Below are 15,546 nucleotides of genomic sequence, written 5' to 3'. Positions count from 1 at the left end.
CCGGCGCAGCGAGGGAGGTTGAGCAAGCGCAGCGACTGAGCGACGCCAAGTCGCGAAGCGCGTCGAACACCCCACCAGCCGACAGCGCACAGGTCACCGGCAGAAGTAGGTTCGGCGGCATGCCCGTGGAACCGCCGCCGTCGCCGTGGCGGCTCCCGGCCGCACGGGACTGGCCGCCCCACGACCTGGTCGCGGTCGGCGCCGACCTCGAGCCGGGGACCCTGCTGGCGGCGTACCGGGCCGGGCTGTTCCCGATGCCGACCCCGTTCGGCGACGTCGGATGGTGGAGCCCCGTCGACCGCGCGGTGATGCCGCTCGACGGGATGCGGGTGACCCGGTCGCTGCGCCGCTCGGCCCGGCGGTTCGAGATCAGGGTCGACACCGCGTTCCTCGAGGTCCTCGACGGCTGTGCGGACCCGCGCCGACCCGACGGGTGGATCGACGACGACGTGCGGGCGGCGTACACCCGGCTGCACGAGCTGGGCTGGGTCCACTCCGTGGAGGCGTGGCGCGAGGGCCGCCTCGCCGGTGGGCTGTACGGCGTCGCGATCGGTGGGCTGTTCGCGGGGGAGTCGATGTTCCACCGCGAGACCGACGCGTCCAAGGTCGCGCTGCTGGGCCTGGTCGACCTGCTCTGCGACGACCACGCGGAGGGGCGGCTGCTCGACGTGCAGTGGGCGACCCCGCACCTGGCCAGCCTGGGCGTCGTCGAGCTGCCCCGTCCCGACTACCTCGCGCGCCTGCCCCGCGCGCTCTCCCTCCCGCTCCCCGCGGCGCTGGACCGGCCGCCGCGAGGCGGTCAGACGACCTGAGCGGGACCGCCGCTGTCGCTCACCATCGGCCGGCCCGCGGCCGACCACTCGACCAGGCCACCGTCGAGGTTGGCGACGTCGTGCCCCTGCTGGGCCAGCCAGGCGGTCGCCTGCGCCGACCGCGCGCCGACCTTGCAGACCACCAGGACCCGGCCGTCGGGGACGTCGGCCAGGCGGCCGGGGAGCTCCATGAGCGGCACGTGGACCGAGCCCTCGATGTGGCCGTGGTGCCACTCGACCGGCTCGCGGACGTCGAGGACGGCCAGCTCCTCCGGCAACGGGTCGGGCAGCTCGGCGACGGTCATCGTGGGGACGTGCATGGGCTCCTCACTTGAGCAGGCGGGACATCCGGCGGTCGGCGAGGGGCTTCCCGCCGGTCTGGCAGGTGGGGCAGTACTGGAGGCTGGAGTCGGTGAAGGAGACCTCGCGGACGGTGTCGCCGCAGACCGGGCACGGCTTGCCGGTCTGGCCGTGGACGGCGAGGCGGGACTTCTTCTCGCCCTTCAGCTCGCTCGCCGCCAGGCCCCGGGAGCGGTCGACGGCGTCGCCGATCACCGAGCGGATCGCGTCGTACAGGGTCTGCGACTCCTCGTCGGTCATCGACGACGCCGGCTTGAACGGCGACATCCGCGCGGCGTGCAGCACCTCGTCGGAGTAGGCGTTGCCGATACCGGCGATGGTGCCCTGGTGGCGCAGCACGCCCTTGACCTGGGCGCGGCCCGCGTCGGCGAGGATCTGCCGCAGCACGTCGACCGTGAAGTCGTCGCCCAGCGGGTCGGGACCGAGCGAGGCGATGCCGGGCACGTCCTCGGGGCGGCGTACGACGTAGGCGGCGAGGCCCTTCTTGGTGCCGGCCTCGGTGACGTCGAGCCCGCTGCCGTCGTCGAGCACCACCCGCAACGCGAGGCCGGACTTCGAGCCCGCCCGCGGCGGCAGCGTCGGCACCTCCTCGCGCCACCGGATCCAGCCCGCCCGGGCGAGGTGGATGACCAGGTGCAGCCCGGAGGCGTCGATGTCGAGGAACTTGCCGTGGCGGCTGACGTCGTCGACGAGGGTGCCCTCGAGCGCCTGCAGGGGCGGGTCGAAGGTCTTGAGGGCGCTGAACGCCGCGACGTGGACCTGGGTGATGGCGCGGTCGCGCAGCCGGCCCCTGAGGTCCAGGGCCAGCGCCTCCACCTCGGGCAGCTCCGGCACGTCAGCGAGTCTAGGCGGGCGATGCGTTGGGTAACGGCACGTTCCCGGCGCTCCCGCCCCGGCAGGACCACCCGGGAGCGTCACCACCGGTCCGTTACCCGCCAGATTCGCCGACCACTACCGCCGAGTAGGTGACGCGGAGCACAATGGAGACGTGGCCGCTGCCCGCCCGCTCCCGAGGTCGGGGTCGATCTACCTCGACTCCCGCGGGTCCGAGCGCGCACTCCGCGTCTCGTGGCACCACGAGGCGGGCGTGGTCGTGCTGTCGCTGTGGCGCGACAACGTGTGCTCCGGCTCCTTCCGGCTCGCCGTCGACGAGGTCCCCGACCTGATCGACGCGCTGCGGGCCGGCCTCGACACCGCCTACCGCCACGCACCCACCCGCCCCCACTCCGCCGTACGGACGGGCGAGTCCGCCTGAGCCGACACGCGCCGGTCGTCTAGGGCGAGCCCTAGACAGCCCGATACGGTCGCAGCGTGGACCCGATCCGGAACCCGTACGCCCCCGGCGCCGGGCAGCGGCCGCCCGAGCTCGCCGGCCGCGACGAGCAGCTCGCGGCGTTCGACGTGGTGCTCGAGCGGGTCGCCCACGGCCGACCGGAGCGGTCGCTGGTCCTCACCGGGCTCCGCGGCGTCGGCAAGACGGTGCTGCTGAACGCGCTCCGCTCGGCCGCCGTACGCCGGCACTGGGGCACCGGCAAGCTCGAGGCCCGGCCCGACCAGCCGCTGCGGCGCCCGCTGAGCGGCGCGCTCCACCAGGCGGTGCGCGAGCTCGGCCACCCGGAGGCCGACGAGGTCGACCACGTCCTCGGCGTGATCCGGTCGTTCGCGCAGCGCGAGGCCGGGCCCGGGGCGAAGCTGCGCGACCAGTGGCACCCCGGCATCGACGCGCCGGCCGTGAAGGGCCGCGCCGACTCCGGTGACATCGAGATCGACCTGGTCGAGCTGTTCACCGACCTCGGTGGGCTGGCGGCCGACGTCGGCAAGGGCATCTCGGTGCACATCGACGAGATGCAGGACCTCGGCCCCGACGACGTCTCCGCCCTGTGCGCGGCCTGCCACGAGATCAGCCAGTCCGGGCTGCCGGTGATCGTGGTCGGCGCAGGGCTGCCCCACCTGCCGGCGGTGCTCAGCGCCAGCAAGTCCTACTCCGAGCGGCTGTTCCGCTACCAGCGCATCGACCGGCTGCCCCGCGAGGCCGCCGACCGCGCCCTGGCCGCACCCGCCGCCGACGAGGACGCTGCCTTCGAGCCCGAGGCCCTGGCCGCGATGTACGCCGCCACCGGCGGCTACCCCTACTTCATCCAGGCCTACGGCAAGGCGGTCTGGGACCGCGCCCCGCGGTCGCCGATCACCGTCGACGACGTGGCGGTGGCCGCGCCGGAGGCCGAGTCGGAGCTCGCCGTCGGCTTCTTCGGCTCCCGGTTCGAACGTGCGACGCCGGGGGAGCGCGAGTACCTGCGGGCGATGGCCGACGCCGCCGTCGCCCTGGCCGAGGCCGACGCCGCCGCGCTCGACGAGATCGAGAGCGTGCCGACGTCAGACGTCGCCTCCGTGCTCGGCAAGAAGCCGCAGTCGCTCTCGCCCGCACGCGACGCGCTGCTGAAGAAGGGCCTGATCTACTCCGGCGAGCGCGGGCGGATCGCGTTCACGGTGCCCCACTTCGGGCGCTACCTGCGCGAGCACGCGTGACGGCCACCTGATGTCGCCGGTCCTCGACTGGATCGTCACCCTGATGCGCACCATCGGCGCGCCCGGGGTCGGCGTGGCCACGGCGCTGGAGACCGTGTTCCCACCCGTCCCGTCGGAGGTGGTGCTGCCGCTGGCGGGCTTCACCGCGAGCCAGGGCCACTACGACGTCGTGGCGGCGGTCCTGTGGGCCACCGGAGGGTCGGTGGCCGGCGCCCTGGTCCTCTACTGGCTCGGGGTCGCCTGGGGCGTCGACCCGATCAAGGCCACGGCCGAGCGGCTCCCGCTGATCGGCGCGGACGACGTGCAGCGGGCGATCGAGTGGTTCGGCGACCACGACCGCCGCTCGGTCTTCTTCGGCCGGCTGGTGCCGGGGGTCCGCAGCCTGATCTCGATCCCGGCCGGGGTCGATCGGATGCCGTTGCCGACGTTCATCGGGTACACGACGGCCGGGAGCCTCCTGTGGAACGCTGCGCTGATCGGCGCGGGATACCTCCTCGGCTCCCAGTGGCACCTGGTGGAGACCTGGGTCGGCGACGTGTCCGGCTTCGTGTACGTCGTCCTCGCGGCCCTGGTGGTGGTCTTCGTGGCTCGGCGCCTGCGACACCGCCACGGTCGACGCTGACCGACGTCAGAAGTCGATCCGGAGGACCACCCGGCGCGGCGTGGGCCGGCTGACGACGGCGAAGCCGGCCGCCTCGAACGCCGCCACCGTCCCGAGGTGGAGCTCCTCGGCGATCACGTCGGTGGTGGTGATCGGGTAGCCCTCGATCGCGCGGGCGCCCCGGTCGCGGGCGTGCCCGACCGTGGCGGCGACCATGGCCCGGCTCACCCCGTGGCGCCGGAAGCCGGCCCGGGTGACGACACAGGTGACGGCCCACACCGAGGCGTCGGCGCGGTTCTCGTCGCGGCCCTCCCACGGCACCCGGAACACCCGCCGCAGCCCGTCGTACGCCGAGCGCGGCTCGACCGCGCACCAGCCCACCGGGTCGGCGCCCAGGTAGCCGACCAGCCCGCTGGTCGGCCCGCCCGGGTGCCCGGGGTCGGCCTGCCGGCGCAACCGGTCGGCCCGCTCCTCGACCGGGAACGAGCCGAACGACTCGCCCCGGCCGAGCTTGTAGCGCTGGCACTGGCAGCGGCCCGGCCCGCGGGTGCCGAGGACGGCCTGCAGGTCCTCCCAGGTCGCCTCGTTCGCGGGGACGACCCGGACCGGCTCGATCACCCGTCGAGGCGGGCCAGCAGCTTCAGCGAGCGCTCGACCAGCAGCGCGGTCGCGGCCTCGTCGTAGTCGCCGAGGGTCGCGTCGGCGAACAGGTGGCCGTCGCCGGGGTAGAGGAACAGCTCGCCCTCCGGGTGGGAGTCGACGAACGCCTGCGCCGGCTCCAGGTCGCCCTCGCCGACGAAGTAGGGGTCGGCGTCCATGGCGTGGACCTGCACGGGGACGCCGTCGGGCCACTCGCCGAAGTACTTCGGGTCGGCGAACCCGAAGTACGCGAGCAGCCCGCGCGCCCCGGGCCGGGTCTGGACCAGGGTCTGCGCGGCCATGACGCCGAGCGACATCCCGGCGTACACGACCTCGGCGGGGAGGTCGGCGGCGTTGCGGACGCCGCGGTCGCGGATCTCGGTGAACCCGATCTCCGAGCAGTAGGCCTCGCCCTCGTCGATCGAGCCGAAGGTGCGGCCCTCGAACTGGTCCGGTGTGTGGACGGTGTGCCCCGCCGCGCGCAGCCGGTCGGCGAACGCGACGATGCCCGGCGTCAGTCCCTGGATGTGGTGGAAGAGCACGATCTCTGTCATGCCGGAGAGGCTAGGCCTCGTTGCGGACGTTCGACGTCCGGATGCCTCTCGCCCGGATCGCCTGCTCCCGGCCGGGATAGCTGGACGCCAAGATCATCGTTCGGCGGGCCGTGGCGATGATTTCGGCGTCCAGCTATCGCCCTACTCCGTGGCGATCGCGTCGAGGACCTTCATCCTGGACGCCCGGACGGCGGGGACGACGGCGGCGATGACGCCGAAGACCACGGCCAGGACCAGGAACAGGCCGAGGCTCGACAGCGGGAGCGCCAGGGCCGTCAGGTCGTCGCGCAGGGACTCGCGCAGCAGTACGCCGATCAGCAGTCCGACCGCCATGCCGAGCACCGCGCCCATCACCGAGATGGTCACCGACTCCAGGGTCACCATCCGGCGCAGCCGCGCCCGGGACAGCCCGACCGCCCGGAGCAGCCCGATCTCGCGGGTCCGCTCGATCACGCTGAGCCCGAGGGTGTTGATGATCCCGATCACGGCGATCACGACGGCCAGCGCCAGCAGCCCGTAGATCAGGTAGAGCAGGGTGTTGATCTGGGTCAGGATCGAGTCCGCGAACTCCTCCTTGTCCTGGACGTTCACGATCGGCACGTCGGCCACGACCTCCTCGAGGTCGCGCTGGACCGCCTCCCGGTCGGCTCCGGGCTCGATGTTGATGCTGACCGAGGTGTCGGCCCGGTTGAGCCCCATCCCGGTCAGTACGCCGAGCGGCACGTTGACCTCTCCGACCACCGGGGTCGGCTCGATGATGCCGACCACCTCGACGGTCGCCGTCTGGTCACCCGGGACGGCCAGCTCGAGCTCGTCGCCGACCCCGACGCCGTACTCCTCCGCGGCGTCGGTGTTGACGACGGCCTGGTCGCCGGACAGCTCCTGGGTGCCCTGCTTCACGTCGAGGTCGTAGATCTGGCTGTACGCCGGGTCTACGCCGAGCACGGTGCCGGCCGCCCCGTCGATGAGGGCCGGCGTGAACTGGTCGCGGGTCACCGTGTCCACGCCGTCGACCTTCGCCATGTCGTCGCCGATGCCGGTCGGGAAGCTCTGGAAGTTGGCCGACTGGACGAGGAAGTCGGAGGCGAACTGGTCGTCGACCAGGTCGTCGGCGGTCGCGCTGAACGACGCCGCCAGCGTGCCGACCGCCGAGACCAGGGCCAGCCCGATCATCAGCGCCGAGGCGGTGGCTCCGGTACGCCGCTGGTTGCGCAGCGCGTTCTCGCCGGCGAGCCGGCCGGTGGTGCCGAACATCCGGCTGAACAGGGCCCGGCACGCGACCAGCACCGGGTGCCCGATGACCGGGCTGAGCGCCGCCGCGGTGAGGATCCAGATCACGGCGGTCGCGCCGACCCACGCCGCGGCCGGACCGGGCGCGGAGTCGGTGAAGCCGAACGCCGCTACCCCGGCCGCGAGGGCGGCCACGACCACGCCGATCAGGGCGCGTCGGCGCAGCGACTGCTCCTGGGGTGCGGACTCGTCGCGCATCGCCGCCATCGGTGCGGTCCGCGAGGCGCGGCGCGCCGGCAGGAACGCCGACACCAGGGTCACGACCAGCCCGACGCCGTACGCCAGGGCGACCGTCGTCCAGGTCAGCGTCAGCGCGTCGCCGGCGATGTCCAGACCGAAGGAGCTGAACAGCGTCGCGAGGGCCCGCGACAGCAGCAGCCCGAGACCGATGCCGATCGAGGAGCCGAGGAACGCCATCAGCCCCGCCTCGACCAGCACCGAACGCCGTACCTGGGCGCCGCTCGCCCCCAGGGCCCGCAGCAGTGCCAGCTCGCGCACCCGTTGCGCGACCAGGATGGAGAACGTGTTGGCGATGATGAAGCCGCCCACGAGGATCGCGATGACGGCGAACGCGACCAGGAACTGCGTGATCACGTCGAGGAACTCGTTGACGGAGTCCTGGGACTCCTTCACGACCGTGTCGCCCTTCACCGCCTCGTACGACGCGGGCAGCACGTCGCGGGCGGCGTCGACGAGCTGCTGCTGGGTCACGCCCGGGGCCGCAGTGAGTGCCGCGCTGGTGAAGACGTCGCGGCCGCCGAGGAACACCTCCTGGGCGCCCTCGGTCGAGAGGATCAGCAGCGTCGCGCCCGCGGTGCCGCCGCCGTTGAACTCGGCGGTCCCGGCCATGGTGAAGGTGCGCCGCGAGCCCTCGACCGAGTCGCCGCTGGGGGCGATGACGGTCACCTCGTCGCCGATCTCGTAGCCGCCGTTCTCGGCGGCGCCGCTGTCGAGCACGATCTCGTCGGTGCCCTCGGGCCAGCTGCCGTCGAGCAGCTGCAGCGACGGCTCGTCGATCAGGTTGGGGTAGTCGTTGTAGTTGAAGGCGATGGTCGGGGCGCCCTGGCCTCCGACCAGCTTGCCGTCCTCGTCGAGGAGGTAGCTGCCGACGCCGTCGACGTTGCCGTCGGCCCGCTCCACCTCGGGCAGGTCGGCGAGCTTCTCGACGTCCTGGGGTCGCAGCACGGCGGTGTTGCCGGCGCCGATCGCCTCGAACGAGCCGGTGCCCGCCGGGCGGACCAGGCCGTCGGGCGTCGAGCCCTTGATGATGGAGTCGAAGGTGGAGCCGAGGCCGTTGCTGAAGACCATCACCCCGGTGAGGAAGCCGATGCCGAGCACGATCGCGAGCGTGCTCATCACCAGCCGCACCTTGCGCGCGAGCAAGGTGCGCCACGTGAACCGCAGCATCTCAGCCGACCTGTGGCGTGAGCCGGGCCATGGTGTCGAGGATGCTGTCGCGGGTGGGCTCGCTGAGCTCCTCGACGATCTTGCCGTCGGCCAGGAACACGACGCGGTCGGTGTACGCCGCCGCGACCGGGTCGTGGGTCACCATCACGATGGTCTGCCCGAACTCGTCGACGCTGCGGCGCAGGAAGCCGAGCACCTCGGCGCTGCTGGTGCTGTCGAGGTTGCCGGTGGGCTCGTCGGCGAACACCACCGAGGGGCGGCTGACCAGGGCGCGGGCACACGCCACCCGCTGCTGCTGCCCGCCGGACATCTCGCTCGGCCGGTGGGTGAGCCGGTCGCGCAGCCCCACGGCGTCGATGACGCGGTCGAACCAGTCGGGGTCGGGCCGCCGTCCCGCCAGCGCGAGCGGCAGCACGATGTTCTCCTCGGCCGTCAGGGTCGGGATCAGGTTGAAGGACTGGAAGACGAAGCCGATCCGCTCCCGGCGCAGCGCCGTGAGCGCCTTGTCCTTGAGCCCGGACAGCTCGACGCCGTCGATGATCGCCTCGCCGCTGGTCGGGGTGTCGAGCGCGGCCAGGCAGTGCATCAGGGTGGACTTGCCGGACCCCGAGGGCCCCATCACGGCGGTGAACTGGCCGGCGTGCAGGTCGATGGTCACGCCGTCGAGGGCGCGGACCTCGGTCTCGCCCTCGCCGTAGGTCTTCACCAGGTTGCGGGCGCTGGCGGCGCCGGCGCGGACGTCGTCCGCGGGGACGGTGGTGGTCATGGGGCAAAGCCTGACCCGTCGGCACAACTCTCCGCCATGGGCTTTCGGCCCGAGTCGCCCCTGAGAGCGACCCCGAGACTCCCCGGGGGGCGCGGCAGGTACGCGGTCGATGTCCCCGGGGAGGTCCCGGTCCTACAGTCGGACCATGAGGATGATCCAGGTCGCACAGCGGGCCGAGGACCTCGACCGGGCGACCCGTTTCTACACCGAGCTGCTCGGGACCGGGCCGGTGGCGACCTACGACCCGCCGGGGCTGGTGTTCTTCGACCTCGACGGGCTGCGGCTGCTGCTCGACCGGGGGCACCGAGTGCGCTGCACTACCTCGGGGTGGACGACCTCGACGCGACCGTGGCGCGGCTCCGGGAGCACGGCGTGCCGGTCGAGAGCGACCCCCACGTGATCTTCGCGCACGACGACGACACCCTGGGCCCGGAGGGCACCGAGGAGTGGATGGCGTTCGTGCGCGACCCGGAGGGGAACCTGGTCGGCCTCGTCGAGCAGCGGTCCCGGTCCTAGCCCGGGCACGACGTCCCCCACCGGGCGGCGCCCAACGGTCACAATGCGGGCATGAGGGCGCGCGTCGAGCGGCCGCAGGTGGTCGCCCACCGCGGCGCCAGCGAGACGCTGGCCGAGCACACCCTCGGCGCCTACCTGGAAGCCCTGGACGCCGGGGCAGAGGGCCTCGAGTGCGACGTACGGCTCACCTCCGACGGCCACCTGGTCTGCTTCCACGACCGGGACCTGCGGCGGACCGGCAGCCGGCGCGGCCTGGTGTCCACGATGGAGCTGGCCGAGCTCGACGAGCTGGAGTTCGCGTCCTGGAAGAACCCGTGGGCCGAGCTCGACGACGAGGCGCCGGACCGCGACGCCGGGCTCGACCGGATGCTGACGCTGCGCAGGCTCTGCGAGGTGGTCGCGGACCACGACCGGCGGATCGAGCTGGCGATCGAGACCAAGCACCCGACGCGGTACGGCGCCCTGGTCGAGAAGCGGCTGGTCGAGCTGTTGCGCCACTTCGGCTGGCACCGACCGGGCGGTCCGGCCCGGGTGATGAGCTTCTCGTGGGTGGCCCTGCAACGGGTGCAGCGGATGGCCCCCCACGTGCCGGTCGTGATGCTGATCGAGCGGGCCCGGCACTGGCCGGTGGTCGCGCAGGTGCTGGAGGAGGGCTGGATCCTCGGGCCCGGCATCGGCCAGCTGACCCGGCACCCGGGATTCGCGCAGCGACTGGCCAGGACCGACCGGGAGATCCACGTCTGGACGGTCAACACCGACGCCCAGCTGGAGCTGTGCCGCGACCTCGGTGTCACCGCGATCATCACCGACCGGCCGGCGTACATGCGTCAACTCCTCGAGGGATAGCCTCGCGGGCATGGCCAAGCGCTCCCGCAGCAAGTCCCGCCAGCCGCCCCGCGAGCGAGCCGAGGGCGAGGCCGGCCCCCGCCAGCCGTGCCCGTGCGGGTCCGGGCGGCGCTACAAGCACTGCCACGGAGCGCCCGAGGGAGCCGCGCCGGTGTTCGTGAGCCGGCCCTTCGAGGGGCTGCCGTCGGAGTGCGACGTGGTCGCGCTGCGCGAGCTGGTACCGGCCGCGACGGCCCCGCTGCCGCTGGGCGGTGACCACGCCGACCGTGACGTCACGCTGGTGACGCTGCTCCCGGGGGCGGCGCCGGCGATGGTGCGCGAGAACGGCGCCATCTGGCTGGCGCTGCAGGTGCAACACCACTTCGGCGACCCGGGCCGCGACCTCGGCGCGGTCCTCACCCGCGCCCTGGCCCAGGAGGAGCCAGGGGTCGTGGGACTCACCGACGACCCGGGCGAGGGACCCCGGTTGCAGGACCTGGTCTCCGCCGACGAGCTCGCGGTCACCGTGCACGAGGGCTTCGACTTCTGGGTGGCCGACGTGCCCGACGCCCCCGACCTGATGGGCGTCCTGGAGCAGGCCAACGCCTCGGTGAACGCCACCGAGAAGCTGACGAGCGTGCAGGCGGCGTACTGGACCGACGTCGGCACCAAGGAGCACCTCCGCTGGGTGATGCCGGAGCCCGAGGAGCGGCTGCTCGACGCCCTCGCCCGGCTCCACGTCGCCGGCGACGACGTCCTGGTGCCCGACTCGCGCTTCGTCGGGATGTTCCGCGCCCACGGGCTGCTGACGCCGGTCTGGGACCTCCCGCTCGGCACCGGCGCCGAGGCGCTGGAGGAGCCGGCTGACCGCTTTGCCGCAGCACTCGCGGACGCCCTGGCTGACGAGTCCGACCTCACCACCGAGCAGCGCGCCGCCCGCAACGGGCTCGCCCACCGCCAGGTGACGATCCGCTGACCCGGTAGCCGCGGGGGCCGTCCGGCCGGGGTGGTTTCGAGACGGTTGCTGCGCAACCTCCTCAACCACCGGGGTGGCCGTGCTGCGCAACCTCCTCAACCACCGGGGTGGCCGTGCTGCGCAACCTCCTCAACCACCGGGGGGGTGGGGGAATGAACGCGGGGTGCCGGTGGCTGCGGAGGGCTGTCCGGCGGGGGTGGTTTCGAGACGGTTGCTGCGCAACCTCCTCAACCACCGGGGTGGCCGTGCTGCGCAACCTCCTCGACCACCGGGGGTGGGGGAACGCGGGGTGCCGGTGGTTGAGGAGGGCCGTCAAGGCCCGTCTCGAAACCACCGATGGCGGAGGAGTCGTCCCCGTGGCGACGCCGCGGAGCGGGAGTGCCCGGTGGTTGGGGAGGGCTGTCCGGCGGGGGTGGTTTCGAGACGGTTGCTGCGCAACCTCCTCAACCACCGGGCTCGGCGTTGCCCAGACTGGATCTAGGAGGGCGGGCTCGGCGCCGCCAGACGGTGGTTGAGGAGGGCCGTCAAGGCCCGTCTCGAAACCACCCGTGGCGGAGGAGTCGTCCCGGTGGTGACGCCGCGGATGGGCACTTTCGGCCGCCATTCCGCGCCCCGGCGAGGACGTGGCGCAACACACCACCCCCCGTGTTGTGCGCCGGGGGTGTGGGGGGTAGGTTTACCTCCCGACCCGGTCGTTGTTGTCTCCCCCGTCGGCAGCGGCCGGGTCCTTCACATCTCCTGGGCCCTTGGGGCCCCCAGCGCCCGCCTCAGTCGGTGGGCAGCGGCTCGCGGGCCACCGGACAGCTCATGCAGCGGGGGCCGCCACGGCCCGACCCGAGCTCCGAGCCCGGGATCCGGACCACCTCGATGCCGGCCTCCTCGAGCCGGTCGTTGGTGCCGTCGTTCCGCTCGTAGGCGACCGCCACCCGCGGTGCGACGGCGAGGGTGTTGTTGCCGTCGTCCCACTGCTCGCGCTCCGCGGTCACCGGGTCGAGTCCGGTGTCGAGCTGGTGCAGGGTGTCGATCTCCATCGCCTTGGCCGCGGCGACCAGGAACGGCTCGGCGTCGGCGACCTGCAGCGTCAGGGTGTCCTCGGCCTCGTCCGGGTCGGGGGCGGTGACCGCGTGGGCCTGCAGCGAGTCGGCCACGTTGGGGTACATCACGATCTTGTCGACGTCGACCATCGTGCAGACGGTGTCGAGGTGCATCGTCGCCCGCTCCTGGGCGATCGGGACGGCCAGCACGGTGTGCGCCAGCCGGGCGTGGAAGACCTGTCGCGCGAACCGCTCCACCCCGGCCGGCGTGGTCCGCTCGCCGACGCCGACGGCGATCACGCCGGGGGCGAGCAGCAGGACGTCGCCGCCCTCGACGTGCTCGTGGTGCCACCCGTGGATCTTCCGGGTGCCGGCGAAGCGCGGGTGCTCGGTGTAGATCAGCTCGGTGAGCTGCGTCTCGCGGGTACGGGCGGGCATGGCCAGCGACGTGACGGCGACCCGGTCGCGCACCCACACGCTGGAGTCGCGGGTGAACAGCAGGTTGGGCAGCGGGTCGATCAGGAAGTCGTGGGGGTCGAGCAGCGAGGTGACCAGCCCGTGGCCGCCGCGCACCTCGTCGTTGCGGATGCCGGCCGTGAGGTAGGAGGTGAGCTCCTCGGGACTGGCCTCGGCGAGCGCGCGGCCGAGATAGCTGCGCAGGGTGTCGCCCAGGTGGAGCCCGGACAGGGCGGTGGTGATCGCGTGGTTCCGGGCGCTCGCCTGCTGCAGGGTCTCGGTGAGCAGGTCGGTGAGGTAGAGCACCTCGACGTCGCGGGAGCGCAGGGCGTCCGCGAAGGCGTCGTGCTCCTCCTGGGCCCTCGCCACCCACGGGATCCCGTCGAAGAGGAGCTTGTCGTTGTTGCGCGGGGTCAGCCGCTTCAGCTCGTCGCCGGGCCGGTGCAGCATGACCGTCCGGAGCCGGCCGACCTCGCTGTCCGCGCCGTGGGTGTGCCCCTGGTCGTGGGTGGTGCTCATGCCGCGACTCTAGTGACTGGGCCGCGCCGCGGCCTCACCCCTGCGCGGCGGCCTCCCACTCCGGGGCGAGGACGGCGTACTGCAGGGTGTCGGTCCACTCGCCCTTGGACCAGATGTCCTGCAGCCGGTGGGTCTCGAGCCGCATCCCGAGCCGCTCGCAGAGCCGGGCGGAGGCCGTGTTGCGGGCGTCCAGCTCGGCGTAGATCCGGTGGAAGCCGTAGTGGCGGAAGCCGACGTCGATCAGGGCCCGGGCGGCCTCGGTGGCGATGCCGCGGCCACCGACGTCGGGGTGGACCACCCAGCCGAGCTCGGCCTGGCTCGGCCCGCGGAACATGAGCACCACGTCGCCGACCACCCGGCCGTCGAGCTCGATGACCACGCCGAAGTCGTCGTCGGAGGAGTCCCACTCCCGGACCCGGTCGTCGAGCTCCGCGCGCGGGTAGGGGTCCTGGAGCAGGTACGTCGCGACGTCCTCGCGACCGTAGAACGCATAGAGGTCGTCGGTGTCGTCGGCGGTGTGGGAGCGCAGCACCAGCCGCTCGGTCCGGATCGGGAGCTCCGGGGGCGGGACCGTCAGGTGGTCGCGCCGGAGCCGGTCGACCCACTCCTCCCGCGGTGTGGTGCCGCCGTGGCGTGCTCGGTCGACGTCGGTCGAGGGCAGCAGCAGGCCGTCGAGGGTGTCGGTCGCCTCCGCCAATGACCCGCGGCCGACCGGGTCGCGCGGGTCGGCTTCGAGCCGGGCCACCGCCTCGAGCGCCTGCTTCTGCAGCCGCTCGACGCGACGCATCGTCCGCGGCGTCGCCGGGTCCAGGTGGGCGAAGCGGCCGGCCATCCAGTCGTCGAAGGCCTGGTCCGCCTCGGCGCGCCGGTCCTCGGGCCAGTAGCGGACGAACCAGTCGTGGAGGCCCTCGGCACCACCGGCCCAGGCCACCGGGTCGAGGTGGTGCGACGGCGCCACCGGCGTCCCGTCGGAGAGCAGGTACGGCGGCATCGGCAGCCGTCCGGCGGCCATGTCTGCGAGCACCTGCTCGTCGGTCACCGGCTCGTGGCCCCGGGCCAGCACCCGGTCGTCGGCGGGGCTGGTGGGGACGTCGCCGTGGATCTCGCGGTACCGTTCCCGGACGGCGTCGGCGCTGGTCACGCGCGGACTCTAGTCCGGGTGGGAGCGCCGGTCGCGGGATTTCCTGACCAGCCACGGCTCCAGCGACCGGTAGCCCTTGACCGACGTACGGCGCAACCGGCGGAACTTCAGGTCCTCGTGCTCGGCGTACGGCGAGATGTCGGCGAGCTCGTCGGCGGCCCGGTCGAGGATCCTGGACAGCGGCGTGCCGTCGGGGGCGGTGTCCGGGTCGTCGTCGGCGTGCTCGCCTCGTCCGGTCAGGGCGTCGAAGGTGCCCCGGTCGACCAGCACGGTCCCCGGGCGGGCGAGGGAGGTCAGCCGGGACGCGATGTTGACGGTGGGCCCGAACACGTCCCCGAGCCGGGTCGTGACCTCGCCGTACGCGATCCCGGCGCGGACCTGCGGGAACGGGTCGTCGTCGTCCTCGCCGCGGGCGGTCAGCGCCAGCGCGACCTCCACCAGCGCCCGGGGCGACTCGGCGACGTAGAGCACCTCGTCGCCGATGGTCTTGATCACCCGGCCGTCGATGGCCGTGACCGCACGGGTCGTCTCGTCCTCGAAGGTCTCGACCAGGTCGACGAGCTCGGCCTGGCTGAGGTGCTTGCTGCGGCTGGTGTAGCCGACGATGTCGGTGAACGCGACGGCGAGCTGCTGCCCCTCCTCGTCCGCCTCGACCGCCGGCAGCAGGCGCTGCGCCGCGCTCACCAGGTGGCGACGCCACACGTAGTCCTGGAGCTTCCCCACCCTGGGCGTCACCGACCCGACCAGCTCGCCGACCCTGCGCTCCGGGTGGTCGTCCTGCAGCGCCAGCCCGGCCAGCAGCTCGGCCTGCCACTCCGCGAGCCGGGCGAAGCTGCGGCCCCAGGTGCGGACCAGCGCCGCCTGGGAGTCGCTCTCCAGGATGCCCTCCGAGACCAGCTCGGCGGTCATCTCGAGGGCCGCGACGTCCCGTTCGGTGAAGGCGACGTCGTCGTCCGCCGTACGGGGGAAGCCGAGCTGCGCCCAGAGCTCCTCGGCGAGCTCGATCGGGACGCCGGCCCGCTCCGCCACCTCGAGCCGCGTGAGGGTGCACCGGGCGCCGAGGAGGGTGCGCTCGATGTCGTCGAGGCGGACCTCGTCGGGACCGTCGCTCACGCAGTCGACCG

General features: G+C 73.1%; 17 protein-coding genes. 8 read left to right on the top strand and 9 right to left on the bottom strand.

Going from position 1 to position 15,546, the window contains the following annotated elements; translation table 11 throughout:
* Positions 1-119 precede the first annotated feature (119 nt).
* Positions 120-812: a leucyl/phenylalanyl-tRNA--protein transferase gene (gene aat / locus ACQ1X7_RS08775; RefSeq protein WP_432477801.1), complete on the top strand. Its 693-nt coding sequence runs from the start codon at positions 120-122 to the stop codon at positions 810-812.
* Here aat and ACQ1X7_RS08770 read toward each other — a convergent pair.
* A complete protein-coding gene (locus tag ACQ1X7_RS08770) occupies positions 800-1,132 on the bottom strand; it encodes a rhodanese-like domain-containing protein (protein WP_432477800.1) in 333 nt (110 codons plus the stop codon). The two genes, aat and ACQ1X7_RS08770, sit on opposite strands and share 13 nt — an antisense overlap.
* A gap of 7 nt (positions 1,133-1,139) precedes the next feature.
* Positions 1,140-2,006, bottom strand: coding sequence for an Fpg/Nei family DNA glycosylase (locus ACQ1X7_RS08765; protein ID WP_432477799.1), 867 nt, complete (start codon positions 2,004-2,006; stop codon positions 1,140-1,142).
* Positions 2,007-2,160: 154 nt separating this feature from the next.
* On the opposite strand from ACQ1X7_RS08765, the gene ACQ1X7_RS08760 reads away from it, so the two are divergent.
* Genes ACQ1X7_RS08760 through ACQ1X7_RS08750 form a run of 3 tightly spaced genes read left to right on the top strand, consistent with a single transcriptional unit; the run spans position 2,161 to position 4,320 of the window.
* Entirely contained in the window at positions 2,161-2,427 is a 267-nt protein-coding gene (locus tag ACQ1X7_RS08760) for a hypothetical protein (protein ID WP_432477798.1), read from the top strand.
* A gap of 56 nt (positions 2,428-2,483) precedes the next feature.
* Positions 2,484-3,698, top strand: a complete 1,215-nt coding sequence (locus tag ACQ1X7_RS08755) for an ATP-binding protein (protein WP_432477797.1) — start codon at positions 2,484-2,486, stop codon at positions 3,696-3,698.
* A gap of 10 nt (positions 3,699-3,708) precedes the next feature.
* Positions 3,709-4,320 (top strand): DedA family protein, encoded by a 612-nt coding sequence (locus ACQ1X7_RS08750; protein ID WP_432477796.1) that lies wholly within the window; start codon positions 3,709-3,711, stop codon positions 4,318-4,320.
* 6 nt (positions 4,321-4,326) lie between these two features.
* Here ACQ1X7_RS08750 and ACQ1X7_RS08745 read toward each other — a convergent pair whose 3' ends face one another.
* From ACQ1X7_RS08745 to ACQ1X7_RS08730, 4 genes are all read right to left on the bottom strand, one after another.
* The gene (locus tag ACQ1X7_RS08745; RefSeq protein ID WP_432477795.1) at positions 4,327-4,917 is read right to left on the bottom strand and encodes a GNAT family N-acetyltransferase; all 591 of its coding nucleotides are present in this window, start codon (positions 4,915-4,917) and stop codon (positions 4,327-4,329) included.
* Positions 4,914-5,492, bottom strand: a complete 579-nt coding sequence (locus ACQ1X7_RS08740) for a dienelactone hydrolase family protein (protein WP_432477794.1) — start codon at positions 5,490-5,492, stop codon at positions 4,914-4,916. Before ACQ1X7_RS08740 ends, ACQ1X7_RS08745 begins: the two co-directional genes overlap by 4 nt.
* Positions 5,493-5,633: 141 nt before the next feature.
* Positions 5,634-8,189, bottom strand: a complete 2,556-nt coding sequence (locus ACQ1X7_RS08735) for an ABC transporter permease (protein WP_432477793.1) — start codon at positions 8,187-8,189, stop codon at positions 5,634-5,636.
* 1 nt (position 8,190) lies between these two features.
* A complete protein-coding gene (locus tag ACQ1X7_RS08730) occupies positions 8,191-8,955 on the bottom strand; it encodes an ABC transporter ATP-binding protein (protein WP_432477792.1) in 765 nt (254 codons plus the stop codon).
* A 145-nt stretch (positions 8,956-9,100) separates the two neighbouring features.
* Here ACQ1X7_RS08730 and ACQ1X7_RS08725 point away from each other — a divergent pair, with 145 nt between their 5' ends.
* From ACQ1X7_RS08725 to ACQ1X7_RS08710, 4 genes are read left to right on the top strand one after another with little or no spacing between them, the layout of a single operon-like run.
* The gene (locus tag ACQ1X7_RS08725) at positions 9,101-9,355 is read left to right on the top strand and encodes a VOC family protein (RefSeq protein ID WP_432477791.1); all 255 of its coding nucleotides are present in this window, start codon (positions 9,101-9,103) and stop codon (positions 9,353-9,355) included.
* Positions 9,328-9,471, top strand: coding sequence for a VOC family protein (locus ACQ1X7_RS08720; protein WP_432477790.1), 144 nt, complete (start codon positions 9,328-9,330; stop codon positions 9,469-9,471). The genes ACQ1X7_RS08725 and ACQ1X7_RS08720 overlap by 28 nt, the downstream gene beginning before the upstream one ends.
* A 51-nt stretch (positions 9,472-9,522) precedes the next feature.
* Positions 9,523-10,317 carry a glycerophosphodiester phosphodiesterase gene (locus tag ACQ1X7_RS08715; protein WP_432477789.1) on the top strand — a complete coding sequence of 265 codons (795 nt, stop codon included), beginning with the start codon at positions 9,523-9,525 and terminating at the stop codon, positions 10,315-10,317.
* A gap of 10 nt (positions 10,318-10,327) precedes the next feature.
* Positions 10,328-11,272 (top strand): DUF5926 family protein, encoded by a 945-nt coding sequence (locus ACQ1X7_RS08710; protein WP_432477788.1) that lies wholly within the window; start codon positions 10,328-10,330, stop codon positions 11,270-11,272.
* A 767-nt stretch (positions 11,273-12,039) separates the two neighbouring features.
* Here the strand turns inward: ACQ1X7_RS08710 and ACQ1X7_RS08705 are convergent.
* From ACQ1X7_RS08705 to ACQ1X7_RS08695, 3 genes are read right to left on the bottom strand one after another with little or no spacing between them, the layout of a single operon-like run.
* Entirely contained in the window at positions 12,040-13,281 is a 1,242-nt protein-coding gene (locus tag ACQ1X7_RS08705) for an arginine deiminase (RefSeq protein WP_432477787.1), read from the bottom strand.
* 34 nt (positions 13,282-13,315) lie between these two features.
* The gene (locus ACQ1X7_RS08700; RefSeq protein ID WP_432477786.1) at positions 13,316-14,422 is read right to left on the bottom strand and encodes a GNAT family N-acetyltransferase; all 1,107 of its coding nucleotides are present in this window, start codon (positions 14,420-14,422) and stop codon (positions 13,316-13,318) included.
* A 9-nt stretch (positions 14,423-14,431) separates the two neighbouring features.
* On the bottom strand, positions 14,432-15,535 hold the full coding sequence (locus ACQ1X7_RS08695) for an adenylate/guanylate cyclase domain-containing protein (protein WP_432477785.1): 1,104 nt from the start codon (positions 15,533-15,535) through the stop codon (positions 14,432-14,434).
* Positions 15,536-15,546 lie beyond the last annotated feature (11 nt).

The sequence above is a fragment of the Nocardioides sp. GXQ0305 genome (assembly GCF_050880345.1).
Classification (GTDB): Bacteria; Actinomycetota; Actinomycetes; order Propionibacteriales; family Nocardioidaceae; genus Nocardioides.
This window is presented reverse-complemented; position numbering and strand designations above follow the sequence as displayed.

Excerpts from the sequence above, each read along its gene's own strand:
- aat (WP_432477801.1), top strand. The coding sequence starts at position 120 with ATGCCCGTGGAACCGCCGCCGTCGCCGTGGCGGCTCCCGGCCGCACGG.
- ACQ1X7_RS08770 (WP_432477800.1), bottom strand. The coding sequence starts at position 1,132 with ATGCACGTCCCCACGATGACCGTCGCCGAGCTGCCCGACCCGTTGCCG.
- ACQ1X7_RS08750 (WP_432477796.1), top strand. The coding sequence starts at position 3,709 with ATGTCGCCGGTCCTCGACTGGATCGTCACCCTGATGCGCACCATCGGC.
- ACQ1X7_RS08740 (WP_432477794.1), bottom strand. The coding sequence starts at position 5,492 with ATGACAGAGATCGTGCTCTTCCACCACATCCAGGGACTGACGCCGGGC.
- ACQ1X7_RS08735 (WP_432477793.1), bottom strand. The coding sequence starts at position 8,189 with ATGCTGCGGTTCACGTGGCGCACCTTGCTCGCGCGCAAGGTGCGGCTG.
- ACQ1X7_RS08730 (WP_432477792.1), bottom strand. The coding sequence starts at position 8,955 with ATGACCACCACCGTCCCCGCGGACGACGTCCGCGCCGGCGCCGCCAGC.
- ACQ1X7_RS08725 (WP_432477791.1), top strand. The coding sequence starts at position 9,101 with ATGAGGATGATCCAGGTCGCACAGCGGGCCGAGGACCTCGACCGGGCG.
- ACQ1X7_RS08715 (WP_432477789.1), top strand. The coding sequence starts at position 9,523 with ATGAGGGCGCGCGTCGAGCGGCCGCAGGTGGTCGCCCACCGCGGCGCC.
- ACQ1X7_RS08710 (WP_432477788.1), top strand. The coding sequence starts at position 10,328 with ATGGCCAAGCGCTCCCGCAGCAAGTCCCGCCAGCCGCCCCGCGAGCGA.
- ACQ1X7_RS08705 (WP_432477787.1), bottom strand. The coding sequence starts at position 13,281 with ATGAGCACCACCCACGACCAGGGGCACACCCACGGCGCGGACAGCGAG.